General features: G+C 71.1%; 19 protein-coding genes. 16 read left to right on the top strand and 3 right to left on the bottom strand.

From position 1 onward, the window contains the following. The first annotated feature begins 2 nt into the window (after positions 1-2). The 13 genes from ACFVT5_RS15710 to ACFVT5_RS15650 all read left to right on the top strand — a co-directional run bounded on the left by ACFVT5_RS15710 (position 3) and on the right by ACFVT5_RS15650 (position 14,657). A complete protein-coding gene (locus ACFVT5_RS15710; protein ID WP_389886838.1) occupies positions 3-1,706 on the top strand; it encodes an FAD-dependent monooxygenase in 1,704 nt (567 codons plus the stop codon). Then, positions 1,706-2,869, top strand: a complete 1,164-nt coding sequence (metK, locus tag ACFVT5_RS15705) for a methionine adenosyltransferase (protein WP_389886835.1) — start codon at positions 1,706-1,708, stop codon at positions 2,867-2,869. The genes ACFVT5_RS15710 and metK overlap by 1 nt, the downstream gene beginning before the upstream one ends. Before the next feature lie 98 nt (positions 2,870-2,967). Continuing rightward, a complete protein-coding gene (locus ACFVT5_RS15700; RefSeq protein ID WP_389888119.1) occupies positions 2,968-3,936 on the top strand; it encodes a carbohydrate kinase family protein in 969 nt (322 codons plus the stop codon). 154 nt (positions 3,937-4,090) lie between these two features. Next, positions 4,091-4,591: a nuclear transport factor 2 family protein gene (locus tag ACFVT5_RS15695; protein ID WP_389886832.1), complete on the top strand. Its 501-nt coding sequence runs from the start codon at positions 4,091-4,093 to the stop codon at positions 4,589-4,591. 125 nt (positions 4,592-4,716) lie between these two features. Then, complete coding sequence (locus ACFVT5_RS15690; protein WP_389886829.1) at positions 4,717-5,784, top strand: methyltransferase; 1,068 nt, start codon at positions 4,717-4,719, stop codon at positions 5,782-5,784. A 72-nt stretch (positions 5,785-5,856) separates the two neighbouring features. Beyond that, positions 5,857-6,771 (top strand): LLM class flavin-dependent oxidoreductase, encoded by a 915-nt coding sequence (locus tag ACFVT5_RS15685; RefSeq protein WP_389886826.1) that lies wholly within the window; start codon positions 5,857-5,859, stop codon positions 6,769-6,771. A 197-nt stretch (positions 6,772-6,968) separates the two neighbouring features. Continuing rightward, a complete protein-coding gene (locus ACFVT5_RS15680; protein ID WP_389886823.1) occupies positions 6,969-8,639 on the top strand; it encodes an ABC transporter substrate-binding protein in 1,671 nt (556 codons plus the stop codon). Positions 8,640-8,645: 6 nt separating this feature from the next. Beyond that, the gene (locus tag ACFVT5_RS15675; RefSeq protein WP_389886820.1) at positions 8,646-9,605 is read left to right on the top strand and encodes an ABC transporter permease; all 960 of its coding nucleotides are present in this window, start codon (positions 8,646-8,648) and stop codon (positions 9,603-9,605) included. Next, positions 9,602-10,483, top strand: a complete 882-nt coding sequence (locus ACFVT5_RS15670; RefSeq protein ID WP_389886817.1) for an ABC transporter permease — start codon at positions 9,602-9,604, stop codon at positions 10,481-10,483. The genes ACFVT5_RS15675 and ACFVT5_RS15670 overlap by 4 nt, the downstream gene beginning before the upstream one ends. Further along, positions 10,480-12,294, top strand: a complete 1,815-nt coding sequence (locus ACFVT5_RS15665; protein WP_389886814.1) for a dipeptide ABC transporter ATP-binding protein — start codon at positions 10,480-10,482, stop codon at positions 12,292-12,294. Before ACFVT5_RS15670 ends, ACFVT5_RS15665 begins: the two co-directional genes overlap by 4 nt. Continuing rightward, complete coding sequence (locus tag ACFVT5_RS15660) at positions 12,285-13,349, top strand: LLM class flavin-dependent oxidoreductase (protein WP_389886811.1); 1,065 nt, start codon at positions 12,285-12,287, stop codon at positions 13,347-13,349. The genes ACFVT5_RS15665 and ACFVT5_RS15660 overlap by 10 nt, the downstream gene beginning before the upstream one ends. Next, the gene (locus ACFVT5_RS15655) at positions 13,342-13,728 is read left to right on the top strand and encodes a TIGR03618 family F420-dependent PPOX class oxidoreductase (protein ID WP_389886808.1); all 387 of its coding nucleotides are present in this window, start codon (positions 13,342-13,344) and stop codon (positions 13,726-13,728) included. Before ACFVT5_RS15660 ends, ACFVT5_RS15655 begins: the two co-directional genes overlap by 8 nt. Before the next feature lie 56 nt (positions 13,729-13,784). Further along, the gene (locus ACFVT5_RS15650) at positions 13,785-14,657 is read left to right on the top strand and encodes a sulfurtransferase (protein ID WP_389886805.1); all 873 of its coding nucleotides are present in this window, start codon (positions 13,785-13,787) and stop codon (positions 14,655-14,657) included. Between the two features lie 96 nt (positions 14,658-14,753). Here ACFVT5_RS15650 and ACFVT5_RS15645 read toward each other — a convergent pair whose 3' ends face one another. Together ACFVT5_RS15645 and ACFVT5_RS15640 are read right to left on the bottom strand one after the other, a co-directional pair. Beyond that, positions 14,754-16,364, bottom strand: coding sequence for an LLM class flavin-dependent oxidoreductase (locus ACFVT5_RS15645; RefSeq protein WP_389886802.1), 1,611 nt, complete (start codon positions 16,362-16,364; stop codon positions 14,754-14,756). 12 nt (positions 16,365-16,376) lie between these two features. Further along, positions 16,377-17,897 (bottom strand): MFS transporter, encoded by a 1,521-nt coding sequence (locus ACFVT5_RS15640; RefSeq protein ID WP_389888117.1) that lies wholly within the window; start codon positions 17,895-17,897, stop codon positions 16,377-16,379. A 91-nt stretch (positions 17,898-17,988) separates the two neighbouring features. On the opposite strand from ACFVT5_RS15640, the gene ACFVT5_RS15635 reads away from it, so the two are divergent. Next, positions 17,989-18,558 (top strand): MarR family winged helix-turn-helix transcriptional regulator, encoded by a 570-nt coding sequence (locus ACFVT5_RS15635; RefSeq protein WP_389886799.1) that lies wholly within the window; start codon positions 17,989-17,991, stop codon positions 18,556-18,558. Here ACFVT5_RS15635 and ACFVT5_RS15630 read toward each other — a convergent pair. Further along, a complete protein-coding gene (locus ACFVT5_RS15630) occupies positions 18,496-19,206 on the bottom strand; it encodes a TetR/AcrR family transcriptional regulator (protein ID WP_389886796.1) in 711 nt (236 codons plus the stop codon). The genes ACFVT5_RS15635 and ACFVT5_RS15630 overlap by 63 nt on opposite strands. Before the next feature lie 98 nt (positions 19,207-19,304). Here ACFVT5_RS15630 and ACFVT5_RS15625 point away from each other — a divergent pair, with 98 nt between their 5' ends. Further along, positions 19,305-19,919, top strand: coding sequence for an NADPH-dependent FMN reductase (locus tag ACFVT5_RS15625; RefSeq protein WP_389886793.1), 615 nt, complete (start codon positions 19,305-19,307; stop codon positions 19,917-19,919). A gap of 296 nt (positions 19,920-20,215) precedes the next feature. Then, the gene (locus tag ACFVT5_RS15620) at positions 20,216-20,911 is read left to right on the top strand and encodes a response regulator transcription factor (protein WP_389886790.1); all 696 of its coding nucleotides are present in this window, start codon (positions 20,216-20,218) and stop codon (positions 20,909-20,911) included. Positions 20,912-21,072: the final 161 nt, after the last annotated feature.

The raw sequence follows: 21,072 nt of genomic DNA, 5'->3' as shown, positions 1-21,072 counted from the left end.
CCATGCCAGTGACTCCGGAGACCGGGACCACCGATGTCGTCGTGGTCGGCGCCGGGCCCACCGGGCTGATGCTCGCCGGGGAACTGCGGCTCGGCGGCGCCCGCGTCATCGTCGTCGAACGCCTGACGCGGCCCACCGGACAGTCCCGTGGGCTGGGCTTCACAGCCCGCGCCATGGAGATCTTCGACCAGCGCGGACTGCTGCCCCGGTTCGGCCAGGGCGACACCGTGGAGATCAGCCCCGTCGGGCACTTCGGCGGCGTGCGGTTCGACTACACGGTTCTGGAGGGCGCCCACTTCGGGGCCCGGGGCATCCCGCAGTCGCAGACCGAATCCGTCCTGGAGGAGTGGGCGTCCGCACTGGGCGCCGACATCCGCAGGGGCTGGGAGTTCGAAGGGTTCGAGGAACTGGGGGAGTTGGGGGACGGAGACGGGGACGGGAGTTACGGGAGTCACGGGGGTGCCGGCTCCGGCGGTCGCGGTGTCGAGGTCGCCGTACGGACCCCCGACGGACCGCGTCGTCTCCGCGCCTCCTACCTGGTGGGCTGCGACGGCGGACACAGCGCCGTACGGACCGCCGCCGGAATCGGCTTCCCCGGCACCCCGGCGACCCGCCTGATGTTCCTCGCCGATGTCGTCGGCTGCGAGCTGCGGCCCCGGCTGCTCGGCGAACGGCTCGCGCGCGGCATGGTGATGGCCGCGCCGCTAGGTGACGGCGTGGACCGCGTCATCGTCTGCCCGGACGGCACCCCGCCACCCGACGACAGCGACGGGCCCGTCACCTTCGCGCGGGTCGCCGACGCCTGGCAGGACCTCACGGGCGAGGACATCCACCACGGCCGCGCCGCCTGGGTGAGTTCCTTCACGGACACGACACGGCAGGCGTCCGCGTACCGGCGCGGCCGGGTGCTGCTCGCCGGTGACGCCGCGCATGTCCATCTGCCGGCCGGGGGACAGGGCCTCAGCACGGGTGTGCAGGACGTGGCCAACCTGGGCTGGAAGCTGGCCGCCACCGTCCGGGGCACCGCTCCCGACGGCCTGCTCGACTCGTACCACGACGAACGCCACCCGGTGGGCGCCCGGTTGCTGATGAACACGCGCGCCCAGGGCAGTGTGTTCCTCGGCGGCGCCGAAGCCGACCCGTTGCGCGCGCTGTTCGCCGAACTCGTCGCGTACGACGACGTGAAGCGGCACCTCGCGGGAGTGGTGAGCGGTCTCGACGTCCGCTACGACGTCGGCGACGGCACGCATCCGCTCCTCGGCCGCCGTCTCGCGCACCGCCACCTGGTCGACGCCCGGGGCGGGACCAGCACCACCGAACTGCTGCACCCCGCGCGCGGTGTCCTCCTCGATCTCGCCGACGACCCCGTGCTCCGGGCCGCCGCGGCGCCCTGGCACGACCGGGTGACGGTGACGACAGCCGTACCGAAACCGGTGGACGGCATCGATCCGCTCACCGGAACGACCGCGCTGCTCCTGCGGCCCGACGGCCATGTTGCGTGGGCGGCCTACGGTCCGGCTTCCGGTCCCGGTTCCGTCGCCCCGGGCGATCGCGCCCCCGTCGCCGGCGATCCGGGTGAGGCGCTGCGCCGCTGGTTCGGACCGCCGCTGCCGTCCCAGGACACCGCCACCGGCTCCTCGCAGGATTCGCCACTGGATGCGCCGTTGGATTCGCCGTTGGGCCCGCCCCTGACGAAGGAAGCGTGATGGCCCTACGCCTGTTCACCTCGGAGTCCGTGACCGAGGGCCACCCAGACAAGATCGCCGACCAGATCAGTGACACCGTCCTCGACGCGCTGCTGCACGAGGACCCGGGGGCGCGGGTCGCCGTGGAGACCCTGATCACCACCGGCCAGGTGCATGTGGCCGGTGAGGTCTCGACCACGGCGTACGCGCCGATCGCGCGACTGGTGCGCGAGAAGATCCTGGAGATCGGCTACGACTCGTCGAAGAAGGGCTTCGACGGCGCGTCCTGCGGTGTCTCCGTGTCGATCGGCGCCCAGTCCCCGGACATCGCCCGGGGCGTCGACACCGGCGGCGCGGGCGACCAGGGCCTGATGTTCGGCTACGCGTGCGACGAGACGCCCGAGCTGATGCCGCTGCCGATCCAGCTCGCCCACCGGCTGTCCCGCCGCCTCACCCAGGTCCGCAAGGAGGGGCGCGTCCCGTATCTGCGGCCCGACGGCAAGACGCAGGTCACCATCGAGTACGACGGGGACCGGGCGGTGCGCCTGGACACGGTCGTGGTGTCCACGCAGCACGCGTCGGACGTCGACCTGGACTCGCTCCTCGCCCCGGACATCCGTGCCTTCGTGGTGGAACCCGAACTGGCGGCCCTCGTCGGCGAGGGCATCAAGCTGGAGACCGAGGGCCACCGCCTCCTCGTCAATCCGACCGGACGCTTCGAGATCGGCGGTCCGATGGGCGACGCCGGGCTCACCGGGCGGAAGATCATCATCGACACGTACGGCGGATACGCCCGGCACGGCGGCGGTGCCTTCTCCGGCAAGGACCCGTCCAAGGTGGACCGCTCCGCCGCGTACGCGATGCGCTGGGTCGCGAAGAACGTCGTGGCGGCGGGTCTGGCGTCCCGGTGCGAGGTGCAGGTGGCGTACGCGATCGGCAGGGCCGAGCCGGTCGGTCTGTTCATCGAGACGTTCGGCACCGGGACCGTGCCCGCCGACACCCTCCAGAACGCCGTGACCGAGGTGTTCGACCTGCGTCCCGCCGCGATCATCCGCGACCTCGACCTGCTCCGCCCGATCTACGCGCAGACCGCCGCGTACGGGCACTTCGGCCGTGAACTGCCCGACTTCACCTGGGAGAAGACGGACCGTGTGGACGCGTTGCGGACGGCGGCAGGGGTGTGAACACACCGCCGGACGTGACCGGTGGGTCCGCCGCGACCGACCTGTTTCCCGGTGCCGATCGCGTCCTCGTCACCGGTTCCATCGCCACCGACCATCTGATGGCGTACCCGGGCCGGTTCGCGGAGCAGTTGATCGCTGACCGGCTCGACCGGGTCTCCCTGTCCTTTCTCGCCGACTCGCTGGAGATACGGCGCGGGGGAGTCGCCGCCAACATCGCGCTCGGCCTCGCCCGCCTGGGTCACTCGCCGGTCCTCGTGGGCGCGGCCGGCACGGACTTCGCCGGGTACGGCGAGTGGCTGCGGGCGGAGGGCGTGGACATCTCGGCCGTCCACCTCAGCGACACCCTGCACACGGCCCGCTTCGTCTGCACCACGGACGCCGACCAGAACCAGATCGCCACCTTCTACGCCGGTGCGATGGCCGAGGCACGCCGTATCGGCATCCCCCAAGTGGCCGCCCGTACCGGCCCGTTCGCGCTCGTCGTGGTCGGCCCCAACGACCCCGAGGCGATGCTCCGGCACACCGAGGAGTGCCGGCACCTCGGTATCCCCTTCGCCGCCGACCCCTCGCAGCAACTCGCCCGCCTCGACCGCGAAGGCGCCCGGCGCCTGGTCGACGGTGCCCGGCTGCTGTTCACCAACGAGTACGAGGCCGCCCTGCTCACCGAACGCACCGGCTGGACCGAGAACGGGATCCTCGCCCGCACCGGCACCTGGATCGTCACCCGGGGCGCCGAGGGCGTCACCCTCGCGCGCGCCGCCAGGGAGCCGTTGCGTCTCGCCGCCGTGCCCACCCGGGCGGCGACCGAGCCCACGGGTGTCGGCGACGCCTTCCGCGCCGGGTTCCTCGCCGGCATGCTCCGGGGCTGGCCGCGGGCCCGCGCCGCCCGGCTCGGCTGTGCCCTGGCCACCGTCGTCCTGGAGTCCGTGGGACCACAGGAGTACGCGCTCACCGCCGACGACCTGGTCCGACGGATCGAGGACGCGTACGGGCCTCGGGCCGCGCGGGAGGTCGGTCCTGCGCTCGCACGGATGGTGCGGGCGCCGGTGGGGAGCGTGGCGGGCTGACCTGCCGTGACCGGAACCAGCGCCTGGCGACATCGGAACCGGCATCCGAACCGGCGCCTGAATCAGTGCCCGAACCGGCTTTCCGAACCAGCGCCCCACGGCACCCCGAAGCACCGGGCCGCCGCCGTATCACCCACCCCGAAGGGATCACCGAATGACCGCCCCCGACACCCTGGCCGCATTCGCCGTCCTCCAGGACCAGGTCCGCGTCCTGACCGACCGGTCCGAGATCGCCGCACTCACCGACCGCTACCTCACCCACCTCGACCGGGACCGGCACCGCGACGACTGGTTCGGCGACGTCTTCACGGAGGACGCCCATCTCACCTTCCCCATGGGTGAGTTCAAGGGCACGTCCGGCCTCGCCGAGTTCCAGGAGATGGCCCGCAAGACCTTCGAACGGACGCATCACACCGCCTCCGCGCTCACCGTCACCGTCGACGGCGACCATGCCCGGATCCGGGCCCACCTCACGGCCGTCCATGTGCGCCGGGCGGCCGAACCCGGCGAGCACTTCGATATCGGCGGGCACTACGACGCCGACGCCGTCCGCACCCCCGAAGGGTGGCGGATCAGCAGGTTCGTGTTCGACCTGGTCTGGCACGCGGGGCAGGGACCCCAGGGCCACGGACCGGCCGCACCTGCGAAGTCCTGACACGACTTCACCAAAACCTGACACAGGGGCGCCTTGAACCGGCCACCCCGGGCGAAGAGGCTTCATACGGGCCTGTCGGTGCGTCCCGGTCGCGCCCCATCCGGTACAGAGGAGGACGTTTCTTCATGCCGTCAGACACTCGGTCGTCCGGCACCACGCACGGCACCGCCCACACCCCTGGCCCCGCCGAACTCCCCGTCCCCGTAAGGCTGCTCCAGCTCGTCACCGGCGGATGGCTGGCGCAGGCCGTGAGCGCCGCCGCCGAACTCGGCCTCGCCGACGCCCTCGCCGCCGGACCCCGATCCGTGCGTGACATCGCCGACGCCACCAAAACCCACGCCCCCAGCGTCCACCGACTGTTGCGCGCCTGCGCCGACATCGGGCTCTTCGAGGAACACGACGAACAGGTCTTCTCCCTCACCGAGTTGGGCGAGGCGCTGCGGGACGACAGCCCCACATCCCTACGGCACTTCGCGATCTGGACCGGGCTGCCCGCCGAGCGCCACGCCTGGGCCGGACTCGCCGACGCCGTACGCACCGGCCGGACCGCCTTCGCCGACGTACTGGGCACACCCGTCTGGGACTACCTGGGCGAACACCCCGACGTCCTCACCGTGTTCGACAAGGCGATGACCGAGGCGTCACGCCAGATCATCTCGCCGGTCGTGGCCGCGTACGACTTCGGCGCGTTCGGCACGGTCGTGGACGTCGGCGGCGGCCGGGGCGCGCTCCTCGCCGCCGTACTCGCGGCGTACCCCGGCACCCGGGGCGTCCTCTACGACCGGCCCGAGGTCATCGCGAGCGCCGGTGAACCCCTGCGGGCCGCCGGGGTCGCCGACCGTGTCGACCTCGTCGGCGGCGACTTCTTCGACGCGGTCCCCGAGGGCGGCGACGCCTATGTCCTGTCCAACATCATCCACGACTGGGACGACGACCTGTCCCGGCGCATCCTCGGCAACTGCCGGGACGCGCTGGCCGACGGTGGTCGGGTCCTGCTGGTCGAGGCCGTGCTCCCCGATCGGCCCCGGCCGGCCCCCACGGTCTCCCTGATGGACCTGGACATGCTGGTCGTCGCCGGCGGCAGGCAGCGTACCGCCGCGGAGTTCGACACCCTGCTCGGTCAGTCCGGGCTCAAGCTCTCCCGGATCGTCCCCGGCGGCCACTGCGCCGTGGTCGAAGCGGTCCGCGCCTGACCGGCAACCCCCGGTGAACGGTGTCCCACAGATCAGTCAACGGCACGACACGGAAAGAGGTGGGCGGCAGCCATGCCGGAACAGCCCGATCGCAAGCTGTGGTTCGGATTCGCCCCAGGGGTGGGCGTCGGTGACGTGCCCGGGATCCTGGACGGTGTCGAGCACGCCGACCGCGCGGGGCTCGACTTCTTCACGGTGTCCGACCACCCGTACTACGGCAGCCGATTGGAGGCGTACGCGGCGCTGGGGCTGCTGCTCGGCAGGACCAGGGACATCACCGGCCTCGTCACCGTCACCAACCTGCCGACGCGTCCCGTACCGCTGCTCGCCCGCACGCTCACCACCCTGTCCGCGCTGTCCGGCGGCCGGGTCGTCCTCGGACTCGGCGCCGGTGGCTACTGGGACGACATCGTCCGCCTCGGCATACCGCGCCTCGATCCGGCCGCTGCCGTCCGCGCCCTGGACGAAGCCATCGGGCTGGTCAGGGCGCTGGCGGGCGGTGGCCCTCCGGTCACCTTCGACGGAGAGTTCTCGCAGGTGACCGCGGTGGACCCGGCGCCCGTTCCGGCGCCCCCGGTGTGGACGGGCTCGGTCGGCCCCAAGTCCCTCGCCGTCACCGGCCGACTGGCCGACGGCTGGATACCCGGCAACGCCGCCGACTGGCACAGCGCCCGCTACCGCGAGTCCCGCCCGATCGTGGACGAGGCCGCCGCGTCCGTGGGCCGGGACCCCGCCGCGATCGCGACCGTCTTCAACCTGCCGGCCCGTATCACCGAATCGCCGGTCGCCAACCCCCGTGATCCGTCCGGCCGTTGGACCGGTGGATCGGTCGCGCAGTGGATCGAGGAACTGACCGCGGCCGTCCTGGACCACGGCGCTTCGGGGTTCGTGTACTTCGCGTCCGGCGACCCGTCGGGAGCCGCCGGACTCGCCTGCTGGGCCGAGGACATCGTGCCCGCCGTCCGGGAGGCGGTCGCCAAGGGCTGAACCCAGAGGGGCTGTGACCGGGGCGGGGCCGTTACCGGGGCGAGTACGGAGCCCGCACGGTCCCACGCACCCCGACACACGAATCAACCGCACCCGAACACACAGATCGACCGCACCCGGACACAGATCAACCGCACCACGGACAAGCGCCACCACGCGCTTCTCCGGCAAACAGCGAAACCGAGAAAGGGCCCTGGATGTCCAGCAGCAGAGTCGGAGTCCTCCACCGCCACCCGCACCACACCCACCCGCACCACAGCCACCCGTTCGGCCGTCAGCCGCGCCGCGCCCGGCTGCGGCTCGCGCTCGCCGCGCTCGTGGTGGCCCTGCCCGTCGCCGCCTGTTCCGGCGGCTCCGGTACGCCCTCGGGCGGCGCGGGGGCTGGCACGCCGCGGGACGGCGGCGCCCTGGTGGTCGGCGCGGAGGCGGACCCGACCTGTCTGGACCCGCAGCAGACCGGCCAGCTCGCGGCGGTCGACATCACCCGGTCCATGGTCGACACGCTCACCGACCAGGACCCGAAGACCGGCCGGATCGTGCCGTGGCTCGCCAAGTCCTTCAAGGCCAGTACCGACGGCCGCGACTTCACCTTCGTGCTGCGTGACGGCGTCACCTTCAGCGACGGCAAGCCGGTCGACGCCCGCTCGGTGAAGGTGTCCTTCGACAACCTGATCAAGCAGCCCGCCAACGGTGCGCCCGCCTACCTCCGCGGCTACACCGGCACCACGATCACCAGCCCCACCGAACTCACGGTGAAGTTCTCCGCGCCCAACGCCCAGTTCCTCCAGGCCACTTCGGGCGTCGGCCTGGGCATCCTGTCGCCCGCCACCTTCGACAGACCGGCGGCGGACCGCTGCCGTGGCGAGTTCATCGGATCGGGCCCGTTCGTCCTGGACCACTACACCGCGAACCAGGAAGTCGTCCTGAAGAAGCGGAAGGACTACCGCTGGCCGTCATCGCTGGCATCAAGTAAGGGCGCCGCCCGTCTCGACTCCGTGAAGTTCGTGTTCATCCCCGAATCGGGCGCCAGAACCGGGGCTCTCAGCTCGGGGCAGATCCAGGTCGGCAAGAGCGTCCAGCCCACCGACCAGGGCCAGTTCGACGGCAACGGCTTCCGGCTCCTGTCGAAACCCGCGCCCGGCCTCGTACCGCCGCTGTCCCTCAACCACTCAGGGATCCTCGCCGACCGGAAGGTACGCCAGGCGCTGCTCCAGGGCATCGACCGCAAGCAGCTCGTCGACACCGTGTTCAGCCCCCTCTACAAGCCCGCGACCGGCGTGCTGTCGTCCACCACACCGCTCTACACCGACCAGAGCGACCGGCTCCGCTACGACCCCGACGGCTCCAGGAAGCTTCTCGACAGCGCGGGTTGGACTCCCGGCAAGGACGGCATCCGTGTCAAGGACGGCAAACGGCTCACGCTGAACTGGCTGATCCCCGCGCCGATGCCCCCGGTCAACGAGTACGTCCAGCAGCAGTTGCGCGAGATCGGCGTCGATGTCCAGCTCAAGGCCGTCGCACCGGCCGCCTACGTGGAGCAGCAGCAGAAGGGCGCCTTCGACATCACCGCCGTCGCCGTGACCCGCGCCGACCCGGACGTGCTGCGGAACATCTTCTACTCCAAGGGCGCCAACCTCTGGCACCTCCCGCCCAGCACCCTAGACACCTATCTGGAACAGCAGGCGTCCGCCACCGACGAGAAGGCCCGCCAGGAAGCCGTCACCAAGGCGGTCGACTGGATCCTGGACCACGCCGACACCGTCCCGCTCTACGAGGGTGCCCTCGTCCACGGCGTCGCCGACGCGGTCGGCGGCCTCGAACTGGACGCCTCCACCCGGCTCGACCTGCATGACGCCTGGCTCAGGTGACGCGACATGACCACAGCCTGGTACGTGGGTGGACGCGCCCTGCGCGCGCTGTTCGTGGTGTGGGCCGCGTTCACCCTCACCTTCGTGGCCCTGCGCATGCTGCCCGGTGACCCCGTCGCCCTGATGCTCAGCGGGCGTGGCGGCTTCGAGACCCTGACACCGGAGCAGATCGCGGCGACCACGGCGGAACTCGGCTACGACCGGCCGCTGTGGCAGCAGTACGGATCCGCTCTCGCCGACGCCGCGCACGGCGACTTCGGCAACTCCCTCCAGACCGGTCAGCCGGTCTCCACGATGATCGCCGACGCGCTGCCGCCGACCCTCGCCGTGGGCACGGCGGCGCTGCTCCTCGCCCTCACCGGCGGCACGCTCCTCGCCCTGCTCGCGCATCTCGTCGGCTCCCGGACCGGACGCCAACTCCTGAGGTCCGTACCGTCGTTGGCGGTGTCCCTGCCGTCCTTCTGGGTCGGCCTGATCCTCATCCAACTGCTGTCGTTCCAGTGGCATCTGTTCCCGTCGCTGGGGGACTCCGGCGCGTCGAGCCTCGTCCTACCCGCGTGCACTCTCGCGATCCCGGGTGCCGCGCTGGTCGCGCAGGTGCTCGGCAAGAGCCTGCACACCACCCTTCAGGAGCCGTACGCCGACACGGTACGGGCGACCGGCGCCGGTCCCGCGCGGCTGCTGCTCGGCCATGGACTGCGCAACGCGGCGATCCCCGCCGTGACCGTCGTCGGCTTCCTCGTGGGCTATCTCATCGGCGGCGCGGTCATCGTGGAGACCGTGTTCTCGCGCCCCGGGATGGGCCGGATCACCCAGACCGCCGTCTCCACGCAGGACCTGCCCGTCGTACAGGGCGTGGTCGTGGTCGCCGCGCTCGCCTTCGCCGTGGTCAATCTGACGGTCGACCTGCTGTATCCGGTGCTGGATCCGCGGATCCGGTCGACGGGACGGCTGGTGGCGGCATGACCGACACCCTGACCAAGGCGCCGCGCCCCGCCGACCGGCGCCGCCTCCTCCCGACCGTGTCCGGCGTGCGCGGGGTGGTCATCGGCAGACCCGGCGTCACGCTCTCCGTGCTGGTCCTCCTCACCGTCCTCGGCTGGGCGTTCGTCCCCGAATGGTTCACGGGGCGCGATCCGCTCACCGGGGTCGCGGCCGACCGATTCCTGCCACCGAGCGGTGAACACCTCTTCGGGACCGACCAGTTGGGGCGGGACGTGTACGCCCGGGTGGTGCACGGCGCGTCCCTGTCGCTGCGCGCCACCGTCATCGCGATCCTCATCGCGCTGGCCGCCGGAACCGTACTCGGCCTGGTCGCCGGCTTCTTCGGGCGCTGGGCGGACGCCCTGATCATGCGGGCCGTCGAGGTGATGATGTCGGTCCCGCCGGTACTGCTCTCGCTGACCATCGTCACCGCGCTCGGCTTCGGCACCACCGAGGTCGCCATCGCCGTCGGGGTCACCAGCGTCGCCGGATTCGCCCGGGTGATGCGCGCCGAGGTGCTGCGGGTACGCACGGCCGTGTACGTGGAAGCGGCGATCCTGTGCGGCGCCCGCTGGTGGCGGATCCTGCCCCGCTACATCCTGCCGGCCGCGGTCGGCCCCGTACTCGCCCTGGCCGCACTGGACTTCGGCCTGGTCGTCCTCGCCGTGGCAGGGCTCAGCTTCCTCGGCTACGGGGAGCCGCCCCCGGCACCCGAGTGGGGCGCCCTCGTCGCTGACGGCCGCACCTACCTCGTGACGGCGTGGTGGCTGACGACACTGCCGGGCCTCGCCGTGACGGCGGTCGTCCTCGCGGCGAACCGGCTGTCGCGGGTGCTGGAGTCGGAGAGGAGCGCTCGGTGAATTCCTCGGCGGATCGCGTGACGTACCTCCCGTCACCGCTCCTGCGCGTCTCCGGTCTGCGCGTCGCCTACCACACCGCGACCGGCACCCATGTCGCCGTCGACGGACTCGACTTGGAGGTGGCGGCCGGGCAGATCACCGCCGTCGTCGGCGAGTCGGGCTCCGGCAAAAGCAGTACCGCACACGCCGTCGTCGGGCTGCTGCCCGGTACGGGCCGTGTCGAGGCGGGCGGTATCCGGCTCGACGGCGAGGAACTGACCACGCTCGGCGAGAAGGAGTGGCGCCGGGTGCGCGGGCGTCGGATCGGACTGATTCCGCAGGATCCCGGAGTCGCCCTCGACCCGGTCAAACCGGTTGGCCGCCAGGTCGCGGAGGTGCTCCGCGTCCATGGTCTGGCAGCGACCGGAAGGGCCGCGGCGGGCCGCGCCGTCGAACTGCTCGCCGAAGCGGGCCTCCCGGACCCGGCGTTCCGCGCCCGCCAGTACCCGCATGAACTGTCCGGCGGCATGCGGCAGCGGGTTCTCATCGCGATGGCCACCGCCGCCGGTCCGCGCCTGCTGGTCGCCGACGAACCGACCTCCGCCCTCGATGTCACCGTCCAGCGCCAGATCCTCGACCACCTCCAGGACGTCGTCACCTCGACGGGCACCGGGATCCTGCTCATCACCCATGACCTGGCCGTCGTCGCGGACCGGGCGCAGCACGTGGTGGTGATGTCGAAGGCACGGGCCGTGGAATCGGGCCCGACGCGGCAGGTGCTGGAGGATCCACAACATCCGTATACGCGGGGGCTGTTGGCGGATGTGCCGGGGGCGTCGGCTTCGGGGGCGAGGGTGCGGGTGTCGTCGGCGCGGGAGGTGCCGGTGCGATTCGGGGGACGGGTCCGTGAGGAGGGTCCAGTCCCTGAGGAGGGTTCGGGTCGGGCGTTGTTGCGTGTACGGGACCTGGTGAAGACCTTCCCGACCCGGGGACCCGGGCTGCGGCACCCCCGGCGCGTCGCCGTCGACAGCGTTGGATTCGACATCGCGCGCGGTGAGACCCTCGGCCTGGTCGGCGAGTCCGGTTCGGGCAAGTCGACCACGGCCCGCATGGTCCTGGGACTCGAACACCCCGACTCGGGCACCGTACGCCTCGACGGCGACGACATCACCACGGCCCGCGGCGCCGCCCGACGTCGCCTGCACCGACGTGTCCAACTCGTCTACCAGAACCCGTACGCGTCCCTGAACCCGCGCTTCACCGTGGAGGAGCTGCTGACCGAACCGCTGCGCAACTTCCGGGTCGGCGACCGCCTCGAACGCGCCGCGACGGTACGAAGGCTCTTGGACGACGTGGCCCTGCCCGCCGATGTCCTGCGGCGCAAGGCGGCCGAACTCTCCGGCGGGCAACGGCAGCGCGTCGCCATCGCCCGCGCGCTCTCCCTCGACCCCGAACTCCTCGTCTGCGACGAACCCGTCTCCGCACTCGACGTCACCGTCCAGGCACGGATCCTCGAACTCCTCGTCGGCCTCCAGGAACGGCACGGCCTCAGCTATCTCTTCATCTCCCACGATCTCGCCGTCGTCGGACAGATCAGCGACCGCATCGCGGTGATGCGGGACGGCCGCGTCGTGGAGACCGGGGACACCGACCGGATCCTCCGCTCACCCCGGCACCCGTACACCCGGGAACTCCTCGCCGCCGTCCCCGGCAGCCGTACGGAACCCGATCGCGACCTGTCCGACCCCGAACGACCTGACCACGAAAAACCTGACCTCGAACAACCTGAACGTGAACGTCCCGAACGCATGGAGGACAGCGCATGGAGCTAGGGCTCATCACCTTCGGCAGTCTGTTGCCCGATCCGCTCACCGGCACCACACTGACGCAGCGGGAACGCCTGCGGGACGTGGTGCGGGCGGCGGGCGAGGCCGAGGAGTTCGGCTTCGGCTGGTACACCGTCGGCGAGCACCACTTCGGGGACCGGGACGTCATTCCCTCGCCGGCCCTGGTGCTGGCCGCCGTCGCCGAACACACCTCGACCATCCGGCTCGCCACCGGCACGACCCTGGTCGCCAACCGTGACCCGGTACTCGTGGCGGAGGACTACGCCCTCCTCGACCTGCTGTCCGGCGGACGCCTGGAGATGATCGTCGGCGGCTCCTTCTTCCCCGAGCCGTACGCCGTCTTCGACCAGGCACCCGCGAGCAAGGCGGCCCGCAAGCGCGAGAACACCGAACTGCTGATCCGCCTCTGGACCGAGGAACGGGTCACCTGGCGGGGCGAGTTCCGCCCGCCCCTGGACGACGTACTCCTCCAACCCCGGCCGGTCCAGGAACAGCCGCCGTTCTGGATCAGCGGCGGTACCGGACTCGACTCCGTGCATCTCGCCGTCGACCACGGGCTGCCGATGGTGCTGGGCACGACGGCCCGCGAGCCCGCCGTGTTCACACCCGTCTTCGACGCGTACCGCACCCTCTGGCAGGAGTCGGGCCGCCCCGGGCCGCCGGGACGCCTCGGCGCCGCCAGCCATGTGTTCGTCGCCGAGACCTCGCAACGGGCCCGGACCCTCTGGGAGTCCTACATCAACAGCTACCTCACCGTGAAGAAACCCGGCTCGTCCGGCATCGCCGCCCCGCCCGACTTCGCCACCTACATCGGCGACCAGGGGCCTGCCATCTGCGGCAGCCCCGCCGAGGTCGTCGACAAGCTGGGCCGCCTCCGGGAGGCGTGGGGCCACGACCTGCATCTGCTCGCCATCGACGTCGGCGGCATCCCGTACGCCGAGGTGCGCGCCGCCACCGAACTGGTCGCGTCCGATGTTCTTCCCCAGGTGGGGGAGTGGGACAGTACGCCGGTGCCGGGGAAGGTCGCCGCCGATGCTTGACGAGGACATCCGGACCCTCGCCACCGCCCGCACCCTCGGGGTCTTCACCACGCTGATGCCCGACGGCCGGCCGCAGACGAGCCTCGTCTGGCCGCACGCCGACGACCACCATGTCCTGGTCGGCACCAACACCTCGCGCCAGAAGTACCGCAACGTGGTCGCCGACCCGCGGGTCAACATCCTCCTCCTCGACTCCGACAACAGCCGCCGCTACATCGAGATCCGGGCCCGCGTCGTCGCCATCGAACCCGGCGACGCCGCCCACCGTCTCGCCCGCACCACCTTCGGCAAATGGACCGGCAGCGAGCAGGTGCGCCAGGCCGAGGGCGAACGCGTGCTGCTCCGGCTCGTACCGGACCACGTCCACCGCAAGGACTGACCCCGACCCCGCCGACCCCGTCTCCTCAGCCACGGCCCGACCGAAAGGCTCCACCCATGACGGTCCCTGAACCCACGCTCCCCCCGGTGGTGGACACCTCCTGGCTCCGCGAGCACCGCGAGCACCGCGAGGGCAGTGACGGCGGTGGTGTCGTCCTCGCCGATGTGCGCTGGTATCTGGACGGTCGCAGCGGCCTCGACGCCTACCTCACCGGACATCTGCCCGGAGCGGTCTGGGTCGACGTCGACACCGTGCTCTCGGCGCCGCCCACCGACGCCGCGGGACGGCATCCGCTGCCGGACCCCGACGACTTCGCGGAGGCGCTGGGGCGGCTGGGCATCGGCGACGGCTCCACTGTGATCGCCTACGACGACAACGGTGGCGCCTACGCGGCCCGACTGGTGTGGCTGCTCCGCCGCACCGGCCGGGCGGCGGCCCTGCTCGACGGCGGAATCGCCGCCTGGCCGGACGGTGACCTGGAGACCGGTCGGGTCACGCCCGATCCGGTGCCGCACACGCCCGTCGACTGGCCGAAGGAGTTCTTCCGTTCGGCCGACGAGGTCGCGTCCGCCACGGCGAACGGCACCGCGGTCGTCCTCGACGCCCGCGCACCCGACCGCTACTCCGGTGCCACCGTCCTGCCCACCGACATCCGCTCCGGCCACATCCCCGGCGCCCGCAACGCCCCCTGGTCCGCCAACCTCACCGCCGACGGCCACTTCACCCCATCGGCCGAACTGCGCGCCCACTACACCGCGTTGGGCGTCCCGCCCGATACGGAGGTGATCGTCTACTGCGGCAGCGGAGTCACCGCCTGCCACGACCTCCTCGCCCTCGAACTCATCGGCGTCCCCACCGCCTCCCTCTATCCGGGTTCCTGGTCCGCCTGGTCGGCCGACCTTTCCCGCCCGATCGAAACGGGTGACTGAGCGATCCACGTCAGCGCTGCGACTGCGCGCTCCTCCGGAAGTGCCGCGATGCGCTGTCGATCGACCACGGCACCATCGCGGTCGGCCGTGCGCCTCCTACCACCCCGTCCCGAAACGGGCCATCGGCTCGATCAACTCCCGTTCCTCGTACGCCAGATGGGACAGCAGCGCATCGGTCAGCAGATCCACCGCCGCCCGCAGACCCTCCATCCGTCCGAGCGCCCCGTCCCCGTCGCTCACCGCCGCCACCAGTTCCCGGTCGATCTGTTCGATGACGGCGTGGATCGCGTGGTGCTCGTCCGTCAGTCGGTCGAGCACCGGGCCGAGGCGTTCGTCGAGACGGCGCAGATGAGGGAAGAGGTCGACGTCCTCCCGGGAGTGGTGGGCGGTGGTGATCCGGCAGTACGAGGCGCAGTACGCGCCCAGCGCCCAGGTGTTCTGGCGCAGACTCAACTCCTGGAGCTGCGAACGTGCCTCACCGGGATCGAGCGACTCCGCCAGCACCTGGTCCACGACCTCGCGCAGCCTGGTGAGATCCGCGCGGAGCTGGTCATGGGCGGCGACCAGATTCCGGGCGGGCTCCTCCTGTCGGCGGGTGTACCGCCGCTGCGGGTCGGCGGGCGGGCCGCTGGGACGGTCGGACTCCTCCCAGAGCCGTTCGGAGCTGCGCCGCAGGCCCGGATCCGGCGTGGGCTCCACCGAGAGCCGCCCCCCGCCGGAACCGTCGTCACCTCCCCGCGCACCCGCACCCGACCGCTCACCGCGCCCCGGCGCTCCGCGCACCGTCTCCCGCGCGGCTACACGCGGGGTGTCCGTGCCGCTCCCGCTCCCGCTCGCCCGTTGTGCCGCGACCAGTTCCCGCGTCGCCGGTGCCACCTCCTCACCGAAGACCTGAAGCAGATCCGGGAAGTTGGCGGGCAGCAGAAAGGCGCTGGTGCCGTGTTCCAGGGTGAGCGCGGCGAGTTGCTCGGGCCAGTCACCGGGCGAGCCCTGCGGGAATCCGCCGTCCGCGCCGGGCGAGAGGTTGTACAGCCGCCGCACCGCCCCCGGCGGGCGCCCGGCCTCGGCAGCGGCCTCGTCGATGATCCGGTGCCCCGCCGCCAGCCGCACCGGGGGAACATGCGGCACGCTCGGCAGCCAGCCGTCGCCCGTGGTCCCCACCAGGCGCAGCATCCGGGGGCCCACCGCGCCGATCCAGATCCCGATGTCATGCGCGGGAACCGGGCCCGGCGCGGCGCCGTACAGCCCGTAGTGCTTGCCGTCGAGGCGCACCCTGCGGCCGGGCGCCCAGAGTGCCCGGATGACGTCGATGGCCTCGCGGGTCGCGGTGACCGCCTCACCGGGCGTACGGCGTGGCCCGCCCTCCGCGGCGATGTTGTCCCAGTACGCCCCGGCGCCCAGGCCGAGTTCGACGCGCCCACCGCTCAGGAGGTCGAGGCTCGCCGCCGTACGCGCCATGACGGGGGGTGGGCGCAGGGGCAGATTGGCGACGTTCGGAAAGACCCGGACGCGGGACGTGGCGGCGGCGATGACGCCCAGCACCGTCCAGGCGTCCAGGAACCCCGGCTGGTACGGGTGGTCCGGCACGCTCATCAGGTCCAGTCCGGCCTGTTCACCGAGCTGGGCCATGGCGACCGCGTCGAGCGGCTGCCCGGCGGAGGGCATCAGGACGGCGCCGAAGAGCAGTTCGTGTCCGTAGTCAGGCATGGTCGGTGCTCCTCAGCCCGTCGTCGAACCGCTGGGCCGGGCCGCGGTCCCGGGGTCGGCCGCCTTGGCACGCGCGGCCAGCAGCCTGCCGGGTCCGGCGAGCGCCGCCAGTGTGGCGACGCCGAGGGCGACGGCCGACATGACGAACGCCGTCGTGTAACCCGACTCGGCGGCGAACCTGGTGCCGGCGATCGTCTTGGACGCGACCAGCGACGCCGCGATCTGCGCCCCCAGGGAACCGCCGATGGTCCGCATGATCGTGTTGATGCCGGTCGCCTCGCCCGTCTGGCGTGGATCGACCGCGCCCACCACGAGGTTGGCAAGGGCCGCGAAGGCGAAGCCGACTCCGATACCGAGCACCGCCGAACCCACGTACATCGCCCACTCGGTGTCATGCGCGCCCGCGTAGATCGCGAAGCCGACCACGCCGATCAGACAGGCCAGAACCAGCGGCAGCTTGAAGCCGACCGCGGCACCGATCCGTCCGGCGAGGGGACTCGCGATCAGCATCGTGACCGCCATCGGCACCATGAACAGCCCGGATTCCGTGACGGACGCGCCGAACCCGTACCCCGACCGGGTCGGGGTCTGGGCCAGGAGGGGCACCAGCGTGAACGCGCCGTACATCCCGAAGCCGATGATCAGCGCCGTGACATGGGAGGTCGCCACCGCCGGGCGGCGCAGCAGCTCGATGTCGATGAGCGGCTCGGACAGCCGGCGCTCCACGGCCACGAACACCACGAGCAGCACTACGGCCGCCACGAACAGACCGATCACACCCGGCGAGGCCCAGCCCCACGACTTGCCTTCGCTGATGGCGAGGAGCAGCGCCACCACACCGGCGCTGAGCAGGGCGACTCCCGCCCAGTCGATACGGCCCGGCGAGCGCACCGGGGACTCCTTGATGAACGCGGCCACCGCGAGGATGCCCAGGACGATCACGATCAGCCCGAACCAGAAGATCCAGTGCCAGCTCAACGCGTCGACGATCGGCCCCGGCACCACCAGGCCCACGCCGAACCCGATGCCGAATGTCGAACTGATCAGTCCGATCGCGACCGGCACCCGCTCGCGCGGGAACTGATCGCGCACGATCCCGAAGGCGAGCGGGAAGGCGGCGGAGCCCACGCCCTGGACGGCACGGGCCGCGATCAGCATGCCGATGGACGTCGAGAGCGCGGCCAGAAGCGTGCCGATCGCGAACACGGTGAGGCTGGCGATCAGCACGCGCCGCTTGCCGAACATGTCGCCGACCCGGCCGAGCAGCGCGGTCGCGACGGACGCGCTCAGCAGAAAGGCGCTGAGCACCCAGGAGACGACGGTGGTGCTGGTGTCGAACTCCCGCTGAAGGTCGGGCAGCGCCGGCACGACCATCGTCTGCATCAGTGAGAAGGAGAGCACGGCGACCAGCAGCGCCGCGAACGGCGCGGCGACACCGGGCTGCTCCGATGCGGTCGGCGGCGCCGCCGAAGTGGTCGGTGAGTCGGTCATGGAGCGGTCCTCCGGGGGGCGGGCAGCACGGCACGACGACAGACGTCGGACCGAGGCCGAATTAATGTCTCCTCGAAATCATTACACGATGACATCCTTACGTCCAGAGAGTATCTGCGGCTATGCTGGACACATGAACGAAGCCGAAGTCGAAGCAGACGCCTGCGGCCCGGAACACCCCGCCACCACCGGGACCACGGGGACCACGGCGGCTACCGGGACCGCGGCAGCCCCGGACGCCGAGCTGCGCCCGCCGAGCCTGCTCGCCCTGCCGTCGTACCTGGTCAGCCATGTCGCCCGGATAGGGCATGACGTCCTGATCTCGGCCGTCGCCGAGCACGATCTGAGGCTTCCGCACTTCGCGGCGCTCACCGCCCTCGCCGACTTCGGACCCCTGCCGCAGCATGTGCTCGCGGACCGGCTCGGACTCAACCGCAGCCATCTCGTGGGCTATCTCGACCTGGTCGAGCAGCGCGGCCTGGTCCGTCGCACCCGTGACCCGGCGGACCGCCGCCGCCAGGTCGTCGCCCTCACCCCGGAGGGCGAGCGCCTTCAGCGACAGCTCCTCGCTGTCGCGGAGCGCTCGCAGGAGGGGTTCCTCGGGGAACTCACCGCGCTTGAACGCGGCACCCTGATCGCGCTACTGCGCCGCGTCCTCGTCGCCGACGACCGGGCGCACTCCCGCACCACCGGAGGAGGCTGAACCCGACGCGGGATCGCTTCGGTGTCGGGTGGGTGCGTGGCACAGCGCCTGCTCCGCGGCCCTCACCAGTGATTCCGCGACCTGATCCACCGTCAACCCCCGCCCCGTGTACAGCAGATCGAAGCTGTCGAAGCTCGACAGCAGCCATAGCGCGGTCGAGGCGTCCTGCGCGGTGACGCCTTCGCGCAGCACGCCCTGCTCGGCCAGTCGCTGGGCGAGCCCGTCCATGCCGGATGCCCGGCCCCGTTCCATCCGCTGTACCGCGCCGCCCACGGCGTCGGCGTCCAGCTGAGCCATCGAATACAGCGCGCGCATCACATCGCGGTGCGCCGCGAACATCAGCGCCCCGCCGCGCAGGCCCTCGCGCAGCCCGGCGAGCGCGTCCGGTTGCAGTACCGACTCGACCATGGACCGGAAGCCGCCCCGATGCAGCAGATCGGCGCCGAGCGCGTCGAACAGGGCGGTGCGCGAGCCGAACACGAGATACACCGTCGAGCGGGCGACCCCGGCCAGCCGCGCCACCTTGTCGAGACTCACCGGCTCCGACGGCGCCTCGCGCAGCCGCTCGTACAGCGCGTCCAGGATGCGCCGGCGGGTCTCGTCGGCCGCTTGCGCCCGTTGGCGTTGCTCGTACTTCCGGGGGGTCACGGCCGAATCCTAGCATTCGCTTGACACGCCGTCTCGTGAAAGACAGCCTGTCCGATGAAAGTGAATCCGTCATCGCCGACCGACCCAAGGAGGCCCTCATGACACGGATCGCCGTCATCATCGGCAGCACGCGACCCGGCCGCCGCGGTGTGGCCGTCGCCCGCTGGGTGGACGAGGCCGCAGCCCGGCACCCCGCCGTCAAGTCGGGTGAGGTGACCACCGAGTTGGTGGACCTGGCGGAGTTCGGGCTGCCGCTCCTGGACGAGTCGGTGCCCGCCGCCTTCGGTCAGTACGACAAGGAGCACACCCGGCGCTGGGCCGAGACCATTGCCGGATTCGACGGGTTCGTCTTCGTGACGCCCGAGTACAACCACTCCGTGCCCGCCGCGCTGAAGAACGCGATCGACTTCCTGTACGGGGAGTGGCACAACAAGGCGGCGGGCTTCGTGAGTTACGGGGTGCACGGCGGCACGCGGGCCGTGGAGCATCTGCGGCTGACACTGGGCGAGGTGAAGATCGCGACCGTGGCGACCCAGGTCGCGCTGCCCGTCTTCACCGAGTTCACGTTCAGCGACCTCAACGACCCGACCGACCCCGGGGTGTTGACGCCGGGTGAGCATCAGGAGCCGACGCTGCTGAGGATGCTCGACGAGATCATCGCGTGGGCCGGGGCTCTCAAGCCCCTGCGGGAAGCCGAACCGAGCCCGGCATAGGGGCCCGCTCACGTCGCACGACTCCCCGCGTAAACGAGCGGCTCTGTCAAATGATTGCGGGGTAGTTCATGCCTCTGTTTACAGAGTGTAGCTTCATATGACTGCAACAGGCTATTTACCCGAATACTCTTTGAATTCGGTACTGCCGGTTTGTAGGTTCGTGGACGAGTTCGGCGTCGCATCATGAACTGAACCAGCCGGGGGAGAACATGACTCAGTGCTCGACAGAGGCGCTGCTGGAGTCTCACATACCCGCTCAACGCGACCCTCGGGGTCCGCAGGCCGTGGTGGAGGACATGCCGGGACCGGCACGGACGGTTCCCGTATCGTCCGGTGGCTGGCGGATCCTGGTGGTCGAGAGCGACGCGGCCGACGCCAGGTCCCTGGTCGACGGTCTGCGCCGGCACGGTCACGAGGTCGGCAGTGTGGAGCGCGGCAGTGCCGCGCTTGGTGCGCACGAGGACGTCGACCTGGTGCTGCTCACTCTCGAACTCCCTGATCTGGACGGCCTGGAGGTCTGCAAGGTCATCCGTTCGGTGAGTTGCATCCCGATGATCGTCGTCACCGACCGGGGCTCGGAACTCGACTGTGTGCTCGGGCTCCAGGCCGGCGCCGACGACTATGTGGTGAAGCCTTACGGCTTCCGTGAGTTGATGGCGCGTATCGAGGCCGTCATGCGCCGGGTCCGCTCCCAGCGGACCGCCGCCAAACAGATCCTCCACGGTGATCTGCTCATCGACGTCAGTTCCCGGGAAGTCAGTGTCGACGGCCGGGAAGTCGAGTTGACCCGTAAGGAATTCGACCTTCTCTGTGTGCTCGCCTCACATCCGGACACGGTGATTCCACGTAAGCGGCTGCTCCAGCAGGTATGGGGCGACTCCTGGTCCCGGCGCACCGTGGACACCCATGTCAGCAGTCTGCGCGGCAAGCTCGGCGGGAGCGGCTGGATCGTCACCGTACGAGGTGTCGGCTTCAAGTTGGGCAACGGCTGAGACCCCGTACACCCGGAGGAACGACCGCCACCCCATGGACCCAGGTGCCGGTGGCGTCGCGGATCTCGCGACGCCACCGGCACCGTCCCTGTCACCGGCATTCCCAATTTCTGAAACGCGTTCTACTGTGTGCGCCGTCAGGTCCGGGTCAGCGAGCCAGT

Source organism: Streptomyces sp. NPDC058001 (assembly GCF_042886315.1).
GTDB lineage: Bacteria > Actinomycetota > Actinomycetes > Streptomycetales > Streptomycetaceae > Streptomyces.
Note: the sequence above shows the minus strand (reverse complement) of the source record. Positions and strands in the feature narration are given on the sequence as shown.